This is a genomic window from Nocardia puris, from assembly GCF_003315035.1.
Lineage (GTDB): Bacteria > Actinomycetota > Actinomycetes > Mycobacteriales > Mycobacteriaceae > Nocardia > Nocardia puris.
Map to the genome: position 1 here is coordinate 926,592 of NZ_QNRE01000002.1, position 14,605 is coordinate 941,196.

Here is a 14,605-nt window from a genome sequence, read left to right on the forward strand (position 1 = left end):
ACGGCGCCCGGGGTTGTAGCTCCAACGTTGCGAACCGCGTTTTTCCGTGGCACGGAAAAACTTTCGGCGCGCACGCCGAACCGCGCGACAGGCGTGGTGAAATCTCGCGATCCGGGCCGGGCGTCCCACGGCACGCGTTATGATCCAGGTCACGCTCGGGGGTCCTGGCAAATCGCGAGCAGATCGGAGAGCAGACCATGGCCGACGCATACCACCGCCCCGGTGCCGCGCCGACGGACGACCGCGTCCCCGCACTCCACGGCCTGCTCGTGGCCGAGTCGGACCGCGAGATATCCGTGCGCGTCGCCGAGGGTACGTGGACGTTCCGCCGGTCCGATGTGCTGCGCGTCCTCGATCACGCCGACCCCGCGCCCGAGGCCGAAGCGGGCCGTCGCGTACTGGTCGACATCCGCCCCGGCGCGACCGCCGATTTCACCCGCCGCCTGCGCGTGGAACTGGTGGACCGCCCGATGACGCTGGCCGCCGCGCCCTCCCCCGCGCTGGGAGACGAACTGCTGCAACAACTCACGGATTCCTGGGCCGAGGGCCTGCGCCTGGCGCCGTGCCCGGCGACCGGCGGAGCGACCTTCACCTACTGTCAGACGAAATCGCTCGCGACCAGCGACGACGGCATCAACTGCGACAGTCTCGACTGAGCGGACCTGCTCTGTGGTGGCGCGCCGTCCCGGCTCGATTCTGATCGTGTCCGAATCCGATGATCTGCACGCCACCGCCATGGCGGCGACGCTGCGAGATCACCACGGGCTCAGCCCGATTCACCTCGACCTGCGCGATTTCCCGCGCGAGTCGGGCAGTTTCCGGCTGGACAGGTTCGGCACGGCCCGCTCGTTCTCGCACGTCTTCGGACTGGACGACGTGCAGTCGGTGTGGTGGCGGCGCCCGCACCCGTGCCTGGTGCCCGCCGGGGTGCGCGCCGCCGACGACGCGTTCCGCCAGGCCGAATGCGACGGTTTCGTGCAGGGCCTGCTGTGGTCGATCCCGGCGTTCTGGATCAACGACCCCGGGGCCGACCGCACCGCCTCCCGCAAGATCGTGCAATTGGAGACAGCGCAGCGCGCCGGTTTCGCGATCCCGGAGACTCTGATCACCAACGATCCCGACGAGGCCCGCAGCTTCGTCGAATCACGTTCCGGCGCCGTGGTTTACAAGCGCACCGGCACGGGTCGCGCCGAGTTCGCCGAAACCAGGATCATCACGAAGGCCGATTTCGGCAAACTCTCCGGTATCCGGTCCTCCCCCACCACTTTCCAGGACTACGTCACCGCCGTCTGCGATCTGCGCGTGGTGTGGGTGGACGGTATCGCCTGGACCGTGCGGATCGATTCGCAGGCTGGTGTCGGCCGTGTCGACTCGCGGCTCGACACGTCGGTTGACTTCGTCCGCGATCAACTCCCGCCCGGTATCAGCAAATCGCTGGCAATGCTGATGGGCGCGCTCGGCCTGAGCTTCGGCGTGGTGGATCTGCGGCTCGGCCTCGACGGCGAGTACTACTTCCTCGAGGTCAATCCGCAGGGCCAGTTCGCCTACCTGGAGATCAAGACCGGGCTGCCGATCTTCCGCAGCCTGGCCAACCTCCTGGTCCACAGCGACGGCATGGTGCCCGGGTACTGAATCTCCCGGGCTCCGAACGGCATTCAGAGCCGATAGCGCTGCAGCACCACCCCCGAGGCGGGGAACGCCCGCACGTCGATCAGTTCGACCGGCCCGGTGTCGGCGAGGTCGAAGAGCCGCTGCCCGCCCCCGGCGAACACGGGGAACACCAGCAACCGCAACTCGTCCACGGCGCCGAGGCGCAGGAACGAGTTCAGCGTGGTCGCGCCGGCGAACACGATCACCGGATCGCCCGGCTCGGACTTCAGGCGGCGCACGTCGTCCGCCAGGTCACCGCCGATCGCGGTGGCGGGCTGCCACGCCAGCGGCCGGTCCGGCCGGGAGGTCACCACGATCTTCGGCACGCCGTTCACCAGCGGCGCCAGCCGGGCGTCACCGGACGACTCGAAGGCCGCCTCGTCACCGGTCCAGTACTCCGCCACGCCCTCGTAGGCCGTGCGGCCGAAGACCTGCGCACCGACCGACGTCAGCACGTCGGCCAGGTAGTCGTCCAGCTCTGGGTCCTCGGTGTGCACCCAGTCCAGCGCACCGTCGGGTCCCGCCGCGTATCCGTCCAGTGTGACCATCATCTGGGCGATCACCATCGGCACCGGAATCTCCTCACTGTCGGCGTCGACAGTGCAGACGGCGCGGGCCCCGGGAATTCACCGCCGCACGCGGAACCCGGCGTGACCGAGACCGGCGCGCGACGATGCGGGTGTCTACTGGGCTTTGCGCCGATTCGCACCGCCGCGGCTGCGCAGCTGGACGTGCGATTCCACCAGCACGTTGTGGATGAACCCGTAGGAGCGGCCGGTCGACCGCGCCAGGGACCGGATGCTCGCACCCGCTTCGTACTGCTTCTTCAGCTGCGTTTGCAGGCGATCACGCGACTTCCCCGTGACGCGTGTGCCTTTGCCCAATGCCTTGCCCTGTGTGGCCCTGTCGCCCATGGCTTCCTCCGAGTCGCCGAGCAGCGCGTCTTTCCAGGCTAAGCACTGAGCAGGCCCCGATCAACGAATTGTTGTGATCGAGATCACGCGAGCTGGATCAGTTCCAGATAATCGGCCGACCAGTGGTCCTCGGTGCCGTCGGGCAGCAGGATCACCCGCTCCGGCGACAGCGCCTCGGCGGCGCCCGGATCGTGGGTCACCAGCACGACGGCGCCCGCGTAGGTGCGCAGCGCGTCGAGCACCTGCTCGCGCGAGATCGGATCGAGGTTGTTGGTGGGCTCGTCGAGCAACAGCACGTTCGCCGCCGAGGACACCAGGCCCGCCAGCGCGAGACGGGTCTTCTCGCCGCCGGACAGGGTGCCCGCGGGCTGGTCCAGCTGCGGACCGGTGAACATGAACGCGCCGAGCAGGCCGCGCAGGTCCTGCTCGCCCGCGTCGGGCGCGGCGTGGCGGATGTTCTCCCAGACCGACGCGCTGTCGTCGAGGGTGTCGTGCTCCTGCGCGAAATAGCCGACCTTCAGGCCGTGGCCCGGCACCAGCCGGCCGGCGCTGGGCTGTTCGACACCCGCCAGCAGGCGCAGCAGCGTGGTCTTGCCCGCGCCGTTGAGGCCGAGCACCACCACCCGGCTGCCGCGGTCGATGGCCAGGTCGACGCCGGTGAAGATCTCCAGCGAGCCGTACATCTTGGTCAGGTTCTCGGCCATCAGCGGCGTCTTGCCGCAGGCGGCGGGCTCGGGGAACTTGATCCGCGCCACCTTGTCGGCCACGCGCACGTCGTCGAGCTCGTTGAGCAGCCGGTCGGCGCGCTTGACCATGTTCTGCGCCGCAACGGCTTTCGTGGCCTTCGCGCCGAGCTTGGCCGCCTGCGCCTTGAGCGCGGAGGCCTTCTTCTCGGCGTTGGCGCGTTCGCGGCGGCGGCGCTGTTCGTCGGTGGCGCGGGCGTCGAGGTACTTCTTCCAGCCCATGTTGTAGACGTCGGCCTCGCCGCGCACGGCGTCGAGGAACCACACCTTGTTGACCACGGCCTCGAGCAGGTCGACGTCGTGGCTGATCACGATCAGGCCGCCGTCGTGGTTCTGGAGGAACCCGCGCAGCCAGGTGATGGAATCGGCGTCGAGGTGGTTGGTCGGCTCGTCCAGCAGCAGGATGCGGTCGGAGCGCCCGCCGCTGCCGTCGGAGGCGGAGAACAGGATGCGCGCCAGCTCGATGCGGCGGCGCTGACCGCCGGACAGGGTGCGCAGCGCCTGGCCGAGCACGCGGTCGGGCAGGCCGAGGCTGTGGCAGATGCGGGCGGCCTCGCTCTCGGCGACGTAACCGCCGAGCGCCGAGAACCGCTCCTCGAGCCGGCCGTACTTGCGCACCGCCTTCTCACGCTCGTTCTCGTCGGCTACCTCGGCCATCAGCGCCTGCTGCTTCTCCATATCGCGGATCAGCGTGTCCAGGCCGCGCGCGGAGAGCACCCGGTCGCGCGCGAGCACGTCCAGGTTGCCTTCCCTCGGGTCCTGCGGCAGGTAGCCGATCTCGGTGGAGCGCAGGATCTTTCCGGCGTAGGGCTCGCCCTCGCCCGCCAGGATGCGCAGCGTGGTGGTCTTGCCCGCGCCGTTGCGCCCGACCAGGCCGATCCGGTCGCCCGCCTGCACCCGCAAGGCGGGCCCGGGAGCCGACAGCAGGGTTCGGACTCCGGCCCGGACCTCGAGGTCGGTCGCGGTGATCACAGAATGGCTCCTCACGGATGGTGGTGCTGGGCGGTTGCCGCTCGATTGTGCGCCCCGGCAGGCACAAGAACCACCGATTTTACCCCGGTCGCCCGCCCGCGTTCGCCCACGCACGGTGTGGGATTGCCCGCATCCCCGACAGCGGCCCGCCGCGGGGGGTGTCCTGATTCTTGGACACTCGGCGTTCTGGATGCTGCTTAGCGTCCGGCGACAAGCAGATGACTCCCGGCTCGCCTACGCCACCGGCTTCCTCCCGCACGGCGCGGCGATCGGCGCCGACAGCTCGCGCCTTCATCTCCCCGAACCGATGGCGGGCCGCATCGGCGGCTTCCACATCAGCGCCGACGGCGCGCTCTCGCCGCTGCCCGGCGCGCCCTACCCCGCCCCGGGCGGCACCCTCGCGGGCCGCGTGGCCCTCGACGAAGCCGCCGGACCCCGGTGCCTGATCGACGCGCCGACGGTGCGGGCTTCCTCCCACGTGCTCACCTATGACCTGGCTGCCGACAGGTCGGTGCGTCCGTCGGGTCTGCCGTCGCTCGACACCGGACTCGTCTTCTCGGACGCGCCCTCCGCCTTCCTCATCACGGTCCGCTGCGCTTCGGCGTGCGAGCTCACCAACCCGCCGCACGGCGGGTGACGCGACCCGCTCACGTCTTCGGCCGGAACTCGCGCGCCTTCACCTTCACGCCCTGGGTGACCAGGTGCCGGGCGTTCGGGTCGCCGCGCAGGACGGCGGCGGCGGTGTTCTTCAGCTGCTCCCAGGTGGCGTGCGGCGGGATGGGTGGGAAGTCCGGGTCGCAGCGGACGTCGAGCAGGACCGGGCGTTGCGCGCTGAGGGCGAGGTCCCAGGCGCGGCCGAGTTGATCGGACCGGTCGACGGCGACGGCTTCGAATCCGAGGCAGCGGGCCAGGTCGGCGTAGGAGACGTCCGGGAGTGCCTGGGAGTCCTCGAATTTCGGCGCGCCACCCATCGCGCGCAGTTCCCAGGTCACCTGGGCCAGGTCGTTGTTGTGGAAGACGCACACCACGAAGCGGGGATCGGTCCAGGTGTCGCGGTAGCGGGTGGCGGTCAGCAGTTCGGCCAGCCCGTTCATCTGCATCGCGCCGTCGCCGACGAGCGCCACGGTGGGACGGTCGGGGTGGGCGAACTTCGCGCCGATCGCGTACGGCACCGCGCACCCCATCGACGCCAGCGTGCCCGACAGCGACCCGCGCATCTCGCCGCGGAAGTCGAGGCAGCGCGCGTACCAGTTCGCGGCCGAGCCCGAATCGGCGGTGACGATCGCATTCCCGGGCACCCGCGCCGACAGCTCGGTCACCACGCGCATCGGGTTCACCGGGTCGGCGTCCACCAGGGACTGGGCCTGGATCGTCTCGCGCCAGCGGGCGACGTCACCTTCCACGCGTGCGCGCCACGAACGGTCCGCCTTGCGGCTGACCAGCGGAATCAGTTCTGCCAGCGTGCTTTTCGCGTCACCGACCAGATTCACCTCGGTGGGGTAGCGCAGGCCGGTCATGGCGGCGTCGATATCGATCTGCACGGCGCGGGCGTGGCCGGGTTCGGGCAGGAACTCCGCGTACGGGAAGCCGGACCCGACGATCAGCAGAGTGTCGCAGTCGCGCATCAGCTCGTAGCTGGGCCTGCTGCCGAGCAGGCCGATAGGACCGGTGCCGTACGGCAGTTCGTCGGGCAACACGTCCTTGCCGAGCAACGCCTTCGCGATGCCCGCGCCGGTGCGGTCGGCGAGCTCGAGCACTTCCTCGCGCGCCGACCGCGCGCCTTGCCCCACCAGGATCGCGACCCGTGATCCGGACTCCAGCACCTCGGCGGCGCGGCGCAGCTCCTCGGCGGGCGGCACCGTGTGCCCGGGCGCTGAGGCGGTGGGCGCGGGCGGGTCGGGCGGCGGATAGTCCTCCTGCTGGAGGTCGGCGGGGATGATCACCGCCGTGGGCGCCCGGCGCGCGGCCGCCGTGCGCAGGGCTCGGTCCAGCGCGCCGGGCAACTGCTCGGCCACCTCGACCTCCACCAGGTAGTCCGAGGCCACGTCGGCGAACAGCCGCGCCAGCGCCACCTCCTGCTGGTAGCTGCTGCCGAGTTCGGCGCGCGCGGTCTGCCCGATCAGCGCCACCACCGGCACATGGTCGAGTTTCGCGTCGTAGAGACCGTTGAGCAGATGGATGGCGCCCGGGCCCGAGGTCGCCAGGCACACGCCGACGCCGCCGCCGAACTTCGCGTACCCGGTGGCCTGGAACGCCGCCATCTCCTCGTGACGGGCCTGGATGAACGCCGGCGCGTCCGCCACCTGCCCGAACGCGGCCACCAGGCCGTTGATCCCGTCGCCCGGATACCCGAAAACGTGCCGGACACCCCATTCGCCCAGCCGCCGCACGATGTGCTCGCCCACCGTTCCCGACATGTCGTACCCCTTCGCAGTAGTTGGTGCGGTACTCGTGTCGCCCCTACCCGCACCTCGGTGGGCCAATCTCCCCGTCACGCGGGCGCAGGCGACCGAGGCCGCGCGGCGGCGAACACCCCCGAGGGCGGCTGACCTCCGGCACGCGCCGGATGAACGGCTCCCACGCGCCATCCGGCGAGTCCCGTGTTTCCGCCTGCGCGCCCCGGGTAGCGCCCAGGTGTAGCGACCGTGCCGCGGCGAAACCGGACGCGCTCTCGCGGTGATCGCCACTGCGCACCGGAAAGGACAGGGATATGAACACCACACCGACGCCCGATCCGACGTTGCCCGACGAGCCCGCGCCGCATCCCGTGCCGCCACCCCCGCCGCCTATCCCGGAACCGGACCCGATTCCGCCGACTCCCGGCCCCGACCGGCCGCCCGAACCGCCGGGCCCCGAACCCGCACCACCCGGCACACCACCGGAGCCCGGCACACCGCCACGGCCCGTGCCACCGCCGGTCCCACCCGCGCCCGACCCGGCCCCCGGACACCCGAGTCCGCCCGAACCGCCGGGCCCCTCGCGTGATCCCGTGCCGCCCAACCCCATATGACCGATCGGATCAGTGATGGAACTCCTCGTCATCCTCGCCATTCCCGTGGCCGTCGCCGCGGTAGTGCTGTACCGCAAGCGCACCGCGCGCCCCCGCGAGACGCCCGAAGTCCCCGGCAACGACGGGAAGTAGGTGAAATACCCGTGACCGCCATGGATCCCGACCCCGAGCGCATCCCCGATCTCGAACCCGGCGGCGGCGTGCCACCCGGGGCCACCCCGCCGGAGACGTCTCAGACCTCGGGCCTGTCCGCGCCCGAACCCACCACCCGGCACCGCTTTCCGCGCACCGGCATCGCGGCGATCGCCCTCACCGTGCTGCTGGCCGCGCTCTTCTTCGCCACGGCCATCGGGTTGCTGATCGTCGTCGTGTGATCGGCCCGGTTGACGGCGCGCGCACCGGGTAGGGCCGATGTATGGACACCATGGACCGACTCCTCCACGCGCTGGCGCGGGCGGCGAATGCGCTGGCGCACAGCGATATCCCCTTCGCCGTCGCGGGCGGCTGCGCGGTCTGGGCGCGCGGCGGGCCCGCAACCGACCACGACGTCGACCTGTTCGTGCGCCCCGAGGACAGCGGACGGGCGCGCAGCGCGCTCGCGCGGGCCGGGCTCCGGGTGGCCGACGCCGCCGAGGACTGGCTCACCAAGGCCTACGACGGCGACATCCTCATCGATATCGTGCACCGCCCCAACGACCGCGACGTCACCGGCCAACTGCTGGCCCGCGCGGAGATGATGCGGGTCGGCGCGACCACCGCGCCGGTGGTCACGGGGACCGACCTGCTGGTGGACAAGCTCTTGGTGTGCGACGATCACCGCCTCGACCTGAGCCCGCTGCTCCAGATCGCCCGCGCCCTGCGCGAACAGGTGCACTGGCCGCAGGTGCGCGAACGCACCGCGCACTCGCCCTACGCGCGGGCCTTCCTGGGACTGATCGACGACCTCGGCATCGCCGACACCGGTGCCGAATCCTCCGGCGCGCCACCGCAATACGTGGCGGCGAAGCTGCACCGGCTGCTGGCCGAGGACCCCGAGGTGGCCGAGCCCGGCGTGCGGGTCCGGTTGCGCGGCGACACCGTCCTGCTCGACGGCGCGGTCGCCACCGCCGTGCGCCGCGAGCGACTGGAGGAGAAGGTCCGCGAAGCGATGCCCCGGGCACGGGTCCGCAACGACGTGCTGGTCACCGGTGCCGGCGCCCCGGATCACGAAGAACGCCTGCCCTGAGCGCCACCCACGACACCGCTCCACCCACGACGCGAGGAGGATCGGATGCGCATCGCCGCCGTCGGCGACATTCATCTGGGAACAGATTCGCGGGGCACGCTGCGGCCCGCGCTGCGCGCACTGCCCGACCGCGCCGACGTGCTGCTGCTCGCCGGTGACCTGACCCGCCTCGGCACGATCGCGGAGGCGCGGGTGGTGGCCAAGGAGTTCGCCGACGCCGGCGTCCCGGTGGTCGCGGTCCTGGGCAACCACGATCATCACGGCGATGTGCCGGAGGAGATCGCGCTGCTGCTCGCCGATCACGGCGTCACCGTGCTCGAGGGCGAGAGTGTCACGGTGACGGTCGCGGGCGGCACGCTCGGCGTCGCGGGCACCAAGGGCTTCGGCGGCGGTTTCGCGGGCAAGTGCGCGAGCGTGTTCGGCGAGCGGCTGATGCGCGAATTCGCCGGACACACGGTCGAGCTCGCGGCACAGTTGGGGGCGGCGCTGGGGGCGCTCGACGCCGACGTCACCGTGGCGCTCACCCACTACTCCCCTGTGCCCGATACCTTGCGCGGCGAGCCGCCGGAGATCTTCCCGTTCTTGGGGTCGTATCTGCTCGGCGAAGCGATCGACACGGCCGGAGCCGACCTCGCCGTGCACGGGCACGCGCACGCCGGCTGCGAACGCGGCACCACACCGGGCGGGGTGCCGGTGCGCAATGTGGCGCAGCCGGTGATCGATACCGCCTTCGCGGTGTACGAGATCGGCGACCGTGGCCACCGGCTGCCACGGGTGTCGTGAGCGATCCCGCTCACGACCTCGGGCACACCGGCGACATCGCGTTCCTCTGCCCGTCCGCGCGGGGCACGTCCTCGTCGGCCGGTCAGTGTGGCCGCCGTCCCTCCGACCCGTTCGGACCTCCCGTGCGGATTCGCGACCACAGGAACCGCACCGTGATCGGGTATCCGCCCCTCGCGGGGTCGTAGTCCGCGCGGTCGAAGGTCACCGAGGTGGTGAGGGTGCGCAGCACGTGCCAGCCGAGTCTCGCGCGCTCGACGACGTTCCGGGACGCGCACAGGCCCGACACCTGGACGAACACGTGGGTGTCGTCGTAATCGACCACGCAATCGATGGATGTCGCGGGCGTCGCGTCCAGCACCAGTGCGGTGGCGGCCTCGTCCACGGCCAAGCGGATGTCGACCGCTCCGTCGATGGGAAAACCGGCCACCAGCGCGAGGGTCTCGGTCAGCGCGCGCAGCATCATCAGCTGCCCGGGCTGAGCGGCGACTCGGATGCCGACGGTCGAGCCCGTGCGAGCCGGGAGATCGCTCCGGGCGGAATCCACCAACACTCCTCCAACGCATCGCGGGGCGGTACAGGGCGGTCTTTGCGTCGGCTACCCGAGCCCGCGGCGTCGAAACCGGTTCGTCGACCCCTGTCGCGAACGCGGACGCCATGCCAAGATGGGTAGCGAGCACGCGGAGATGTCCCGGCCGAGCAACGCGCCGGCTCACCCCATCTGCCAAGCTCGGAGGTCGACATGGACTCCATGACGTTCGACAGTGACAATCTCGGCGCCACCGAAGAGTTCCTCAACGCCAACTACACGACGATGCGCATCGCCAACGTCTCCGAATCCGCGGTGCATACGCACATCACCCGCGATGTGCTCGGTGAGGTCAGTTTCGACCAGCTCGACCTCCGGTTCGATATGCGTTACCGGGCCGCGCCGCTCGGGCGGATATGCCTGTGCACCGTCGGCTCCGGCGCCATCGAGGAGAACTACGTCGACGGGACGACCGACTTCTTCCTTCCCGGCGATGTCGGATTGCTGACCCCGCCGGATCTGCCGTATTCCGGCGTGATCCACCGGGCGAACTACACCATCACCATGTTCGATCCCGCGCTGCTCTCGCGAGTGGCCGCCGACGAGCCACATGGCGGCGGGCCCGTCCGGCTCACGGGGCACCGCCCCGTCTCCCCGGCCGCGGGTGCGCATCTGCGGAAGGCCATCGACCACCTCGGAACCATCGCCACCGACCCCGACCTGCGCACGAAGCCGCTGATCGCGTCGACCGCGAGTGAGTATCTGGCGGCCAGTGTGCTGCACGCGCTGCCGAATACGGCGGTGCTCGAACCCTCGGCGAGCGACCGCAACGACGCGCATCCCGACGCGCTGCGGCGCGCTCTCGCCTACATCGACAGCCATGTGCGCGACGACATCACGGTCGTCGACATCGCCGCCGCGGCCTACGTCACTGTTCGGGCACTGCAGCTGGCGTTCCGCCGCCACCTCGACACCACACCCACCGCGTATCTGCGGGAGCTGCGGCTGCGCGGCGCGCACGAACAGCTTCGCCGCACCATGCCGGGCGAGGGGCAGACCGTGTCCTCGATCGCGTGGGAGTGGGGTTTCGCCCATCCGGGCCGGTTCGCGGGCGCGTATCGCCGCGCCTACGGCTGTTCGCCTCACACCACGCTCACCACCTGACAGCGTGGTGACCCGGTACGGCACTACGCCGTGCCGTCCTCGACTGCGTCCGGAGGCTGGGGCGCGGTGCCCGTACCCTCCAGAGGCAGCTGATCCGGGTCCACTCCAGCGGCGTGCAGGGCGATGTCGAGTTCGCCGCGCAATCGCCGGACTGCCTCGTCGTCACCGGCGTCTCGCGCGGCCGTGATGTCCTGGCGCAGTTGCGCGATCACATCCTGGGTGGTCATCGAACCTCCTTCGACAAGACACGAAACAACCATCTCGAGCGCACCGGCGGTGCGCCGTTGCCGACCCGATACCCGGTGCCGCGTGGTGGAAACCGCGGCCCATCCCGGTTTCGGGACGGAATCTCGGGGTAGGCGCTCGACATCGGCCCCCGGACCACAGGAGAGCCATGACCCAGCACCACCGAATCCACCGCGCTGCCGCGCTTACGCCGCGCGGGTTCCCGGTGCCGTCATGAGTGCGCCGGATCGGGAGAGCGCCCCCGGCCGGACAATGCCTTCCGACGTCGGCGACGGACCGTCGCTGTTCGATCGATTCGCCAGCTCCGCCGACCGGATCACCTCCAAAGCGACGTTCTTCGTGTTGTGTGTGCTGTTGGTCCTGGTGTGGGCGCCGTCGTTCCTGGTGCTGCCGAACATGGACACCTGGCAGTTGGTGATCAACACCGCGACGACGATCATCACGTTCCTGCTGGTGGCGTTGTTGCAGAACACCCGGTCGCGGTCGGACGAGGCGGTGCAGCAGAAACTCAACGCCATCGCCGACGCGCTCGGCGATCTCATGGGAGAACTCAGCGACGAGCACCCCGACCTCGAGCGCCACCGCACCGAACTGGGCGAGGCGGTCGGGGTGGAGTTCCGCGAATCCGCCTGATCCCGCGTCGAAGGCACGAAGCGCTCCGGTGGCGCTCAGTCCCGCAGTGCTCGGTCGCGCAGAGCGGTGAGTGTCCGCGACAAGATGCGGGAAATCTGCATTTGGGAGACGCCGAGTTCCTCGGCGATCTGGGACTGCGTGCGGTTGCGGAAGAACCGCGCATACAGGATGTGGCGCTCGCGCTCGGGCAGCTCGTCCAGCAGCGGCAGCACAGCGAGGGCATCCTCGGTGAGTTCGTAGTGCGCGTCCTCGGTGCCCAGCGCGGCCATGACGCGGCTCGCCGGGGTGGAGGCGCCTGCGTCGTCATCTTGGGGCACGGTGTCGAGTGAATTGGTGCGATAGGCGTTGCCCGCCAGCAGCGCTTGGGTGACTTCGGCGAAATCCACGTCCAGTTCGATGGCGATCTCGTAGGCGGACGGGGTGCGCCCCAGGCGCTGGGACAGGGCCTCCACCGTGGGGCCGATCGTCAACTGGAGTTCCTTGACTCGGCGCGGCACGCGCACGGCCCAGGTGTGGTCGCGGAAGTGCCTGCGAACCTCGCCCATGATGGTCGGGATCGCGAAGGCCAGGAACGAGCAGCCTCGATCGGGGTCGAAGCGATCGACCGCCAGCACGAGGCCGACGGAGGCGATCTGATGCAGGTCGTCGTAGTGCTCGCCCCGGCCGGTGAATCGGCGGGCGATGTGGTCGGCCAGCGGCAGGCACCGGCGCACGATGTCCTCGCGCAGAGTCGCGCGGGCGGGATCGTCGTGTTCGAGCGCGGCCAGTTTCGCCAGCCACGGCTCGATGTCGTCGTAGCTGTCGCGTCCGGCCTTCGGTCGATGTTCAGCAATCGCCAACACCATGGTGGTCCTCGCTTCCCTCGATGTCGGAGCGTCCCGCGCGGGTCGGGTCACGGGGTTCGTTCGCACGGGACGCTCTTCATCGAGTACCGCGACGAGCCGGAAGCGAAAAGCGTTCGCGGGCCGGGATTCGTTCACCGGATCGTTTCGGCCACGCCGTTCGCATTCCGGACGACTCCGTTCCGGAAGGCAGGGCGCTCGACACCGGCGTTTCGGTCCCCCCGTCGCATCGCGTGGTTCGCACCGTTGCGAACACCCGTCGCCATTGACGGGCCGATGCGCGGGCGGCTCCGTATCGCGGACATCATCGCCATACCCGTTGCGGGAGGGGGCAATCGGCGGGCTATTTCGCTCACAGGATCGGGCGGCCACCGGTCACCGCGACGCGCGCGCCGGAGATGTAGCTGCCTTCGTCGGAGGCCAGCAACACGTAGGCACCCGCCAGTTCGGCAGGTTGGCCCGCGCGTCCGAGCGGGGTGTCGTCGCCGAAGCGGGTGACCTTCTCCTCGGGCATGGTCGACGGGATGAGCGGCGTCCAGATCGGGCCCGGCGCGACGCTGTTGACCCGGATCCCGCGCGGGCCCAGCAGCTGGGCCAGGCTGGCCGAGAAGTTGGCGATGGCGGCCTTGGTCGCCGCGTAGGGCGCCAGCGTGGGCGAGGGCATGTCCGAGTTCACCGAGGTGCTGCCGATGATCGAGGCGCCTTCGGGCATGTGCGGCAGCGCCGCCTTGACGAGGTAGAAGTAGGCGCCCATATTCAGCTTGAACGTGTGGTCGAACTCCTCGTCGCCGATCTCCTCCAGCGTCTCGTGGGTCATCTGGTACGCGGCGTTGCTCACCAGGATGTCGATCCGGCCGAATTCCGCCGCGGCGCGGTCGATCACGGCGCGGCAGTGCGCCGGATCGGACAGATCGCCGGGCACCGGCACCGCCTTGCGGCCCGCCGCCTCCACCAGCGCGACGACCTCGTTCGCGTCGTCGTGTTCGTCGAGATAGGAGATCAGCACATCCGCGCCCTCACGCGCGTAGGCGATGGCGACCGCGCGGCCGATGCCGCTGTCGGCGCCGGTGATCACCGCCGCCTTGCCGGTCAGTTTGCCCGAGCCCCGATAGCTCTGCTCGCCGCAGTCCGGGACGGGGCTCATCCGGCCCTGAACGCCGGGAACGTCTTGCTGTTGCGCGGGAAATCCCATGATCGTGCCTCCTCGTGTGTCGAATGGGGTGCGGCGCTCAGCGGTAGGCCGGGTAGGCGTTCGCGCGTAGCGCGCCGGCCAGGTGCGCCGCGTTGCGGGCCAGCGTGCGGGTCGTGGTGGCGACCGCCTCGGGCACTTCGTCGAGCTCGCGGTATTCGCGCCCGCCCATGGCCTCGTCGTTCCAGTAGGTGCAGCCCTGGGCGGGAATGGTGTAGCCCATGTCGTCGAGCCCCTGGAACAGGTCGGCCACGATCTTGTGCGCGCCGTCCTCGTTGCCGACGACCGCCGCGATCGCCACCTTGCCCACCAGCACCGGACGGCCCTGGTCGTCGGTGGTGGACAGTTCGGCATCCAGCCGCTCCAGCACGCGCTGCGCGACCGAGGACATGTGCCCGAGCCAGGTCGGGGTGGCGACGAGCAGCACGTCGGCGGCCAGGATGCGCTCGCGCAGAGCGGGCCATTCGTCGCCGTCGCCCTCGTCGGCGCTCACACCCGGTCGCACGTCGTGATCGACCACGCGCAGCACCTCGCCGCGCACCCCGTGCCCGGCGAGTTCGTCCAGGACGTGCCGGGCGAGAGTGTCGCTGCTCGACGGGGCCGGCGAGGGTCGCAAGGTGCAGACCAGCGCCACGGCGTTCAGTTCCGGCATGGTGGAGACCTCCTGTCCGAAAGGTGGGCGCGCACGCCCCTGCTCTCCCCGCTATA

At 70.4% G+C, this 14,605-nt stretch carries 17 protein-coding genes; 8 read left to right on the top strand and 9 right to left on the bottom strand.

Annotated elements, in window-relative coordinates:
- Positions 1–197: 197 nt before the first annotated feature.
- The gene (locus tag DFR74_RS09975; RefSeq protein WP_067513627.1) at positions 198–656 is read left to right on the top strand and encodes a hypothetical protein; all 459 of its coding nucleotides are present in this window, start codon (positions 198–200) and stop codon (positions 654–656) included.
- A gap of 46 nt (positions 657–702) precedes the next feature.
- Entirely contained in the window at positions 703–1,632 is a 930-nt protein-coding gene (locus DFR74_RS09980; protein WP_232331894.1) for a hypothetical protein, read from the top strand.
- Positions 1,633–1,655: 23 nt separating this feature from the next.
- Here the strand turns inward: DFR74_RS09980 and DFR74_RS09985 are convergent, their stop codons facing one another.
- The 3 genes from DFR74_RS09985 to DFR74_RS09995 form a co-directional block, all read right to left on the bottom strand.
- The gene (locus DFR74_RS09985; protein ID WP_067513625.1) at positions 1,656–2,216 is read right to left on the bottom strand and encodes a dihydrofolate reductase family protein; all 561 of its coding nucleotides are present in this window, start codon (positions 2,214–2,216) and stop codon (positions 1,656–1,658) included.
- A gap of 117 nt (positions 2,217–2,333) precedes the next feature.
- A complete protein-coding gene (locus tag DFR74_RS09990; RefSeq protein ID WP_067513624.1) occupies positions 2,334–2,564 on the bottom strand; it encodes a helix-turn-helix domain-containing protein in 231 nt (76 codons plus the stop codon).
- Between the two features lie 83 nt (positions 2,565–2,647).
- Entirely contained in the window at positions 2,648–4,279 is a 1,632-nt protein-coding gene (locus DFR74_RS09995; protein ID WP_067513623.1) for an ABC-F family ATP-binding cassette domain-containing protein, read from the bottom strand.
- Positions 4,280–4,469: 190 nt separating this feature from the next.
- Between DFR74_RS09995 and DFR74_RS10000 the strand changes: the two genes are divergently transcribed.
- On the top strand, positions 4,470–4,916 hold the full coding sequence (locus DFR74_RS10000; protein WP_147265772.1) for a hypothetical protein: 447 nt from the start codon (positions 4,470–4,472) through the stop codon (positions 4,914–4,916).
- A gap of 10 nt (positions 4,917–4,926) precedes the next feature.
- On the opposite strand, the gene DFR74_RS10005 is transcribed toward DFR74_RS10000, so the two are convergent.
- Complete coding sequence (locus DFR74_RS10005; protein WP_067513621.1) at positions 4,927–6,696, bottom strand: thiamine pyrophosphate-requiring protein; 1,770 nt, start codon at positions 6,694–6,696, stop codon at positions 4,927–4,929.
- A 745-nt stretch (positions 6,697–7,441) separates the two neighbouring features.
- Between DFR74_RS10005 and DFR74_RS10010 the strand changes: the two genes are divergently transcribed.
- From DFR74_RS10010 to DFR74_RS10020, 3 genes are read left to right on the top strand one after another with little or no spacing between them, the layout of a single operon-like run.
- The gene (locus DFR74_RS10010) at positions 7,442–7,663 is read left to right on the top strand and encodes a DUF6480 family protein (RefSeq protein WP_067513646.1); all 222 of its coding nucleotides are present in this window, start codon (positions 7,442–7,444) and stop codon (positions 7,661–7,663) included.
- Between the two features lie 50 nt (positions 7,664–7,713).
- Positions 7,714–8,514: a nucleotidyltransferase family protein gene (locus DFR74_RS10015; protein WP_170160724.1), complete on the top strand. Its 801-nt coding sequence runs from the start codon at positions 7,714–7,716 to the stop codon at positions 8,512–8,514.
- Between the two features lie 45 nt (positions 8,515–8,559).
- Complete coding sequence (locus DFR74_RS10020; protein WP_067513619.1) at positions 8,560–9,297, top strand: metallophosphoesterase family protein; 738 nt, start codon at positions 8,560–8,562, stop codon at positions 9,295–9,297.
- Positions 9,298–9,379: 82 nt separating this feature from the next.
- Here DFR74_RS10020 and DFR74_RS10025 read toward each other — a convergent pair whose 3' ends face one another.
- On the bottom strand, positions 9,380–9,841 hold the full coding sequence (locus tag DFR74_RS10025; protein WP_067513645.1) for a hypothetical protein: 462 nt from the start codon (positions 9,839–9,841) through the stop codon (positions 9,380–9,382).
- A 195-nt stretch (positions 9,842–10,036) separates the two neighbouring features.
- Here DFR74_RS10025 and DFR74_RS10030 point away from each other — a divergent pair, with 195 nt between their 5' ends.
- Positions 10,037–10,987 carry a helix-turn-helix transcriptional regulator gene (locus DFR74_RS10030; RefSeq protein ID WP_067513617.1) on the top strand — a complete coding sequence of 317 codons (951 nt, stop codon included), beginning with the start codon at positions 10,037–10,039 and terminating at the stop codon, positions 10,985–10,987.
- Positions 10,988–11,010: 23 nt separating this feature from the next.
- Here DFR74_RS10030 and DFR74_RS10035 read toward each other — a convergent pair whose 3' ends face one another.
- The gene (locus DFR74_RS10035) at positions 11,011–11,214 is read right to left on the bottom strand and encodes a hypothetical protein (RefSeq protein WP_067513615.1); all 204 of its coding nucleotides are present in this window, start codon (positions 11,212–11,214) and stop codon (positions 11,011–11,013) included.
- 232 nt (positions 11,215–11,446) lie between these two features.
- On the opposite strand from DFR74_RS10035, the gene DFR74_RS10040 reads away from it, so the two are divergent.
- Complete coding sequence (locus DFR74_RS10040) at positions 11,447–11,866, top strand: low affinity iron permease family protein (protein WP_067513613.1); 420 nt, start codon at positions 11,447–11,449, stop codon at positions 11,864–11,866.
- 35 nt (positions 11,867–11,901) lie between these two features.
- Here the strand turns inward: DFR74_RS10040 and DFR74_RS10045 are convergent, their stop codons facing one another.
- From DFR74_RS10045 to DFR74_RS10055, 3 genes are all read right to left on the bottom strand, one after another.
- The gene (locus DFR74_RS10045) at positions 11,902–12,711 is read right to left on the bottom strand and encodes a SigB/SigF/SigG family RNA polymerase sigma factor (protein ID WP_067513611.1); all 810 of its coding nucleotides are present in this window, start codon (positions 12,709–12,711) and stop codon (positions 11,902–11,904) included.
- A 349-nt stretch (positions 12,712–13,060) separates the two neighbouring features.
- Positions 13,061–13,900: an SDR family oxidoreductase gene (locus tag DFR74_RS10050; RefSeq protein ID WP_067513608.1), complete on the bottom strand. Its 840-nt coding sequence runs from the start codon at positions 13,898–13,900 to the stop codon at positions 13,061–13,063.
- A 37-nt stretch (positions 13,901–13,937) separates the two neighbouring features.
- The gene (locus DFR74_RS10055; protein ID WP_067513606.1) at positions 13,938–14,549 is read right to left on the bottom strand and encodes a flavodoxin family protein; all 612 of its coding nucleotides are present in this window, start codon (positions 14,547–14,549) and stop codon (positions 13,938–13,940) included.
- Positions 14,550–14,605 lie beyond the last annotated feature (56 nt).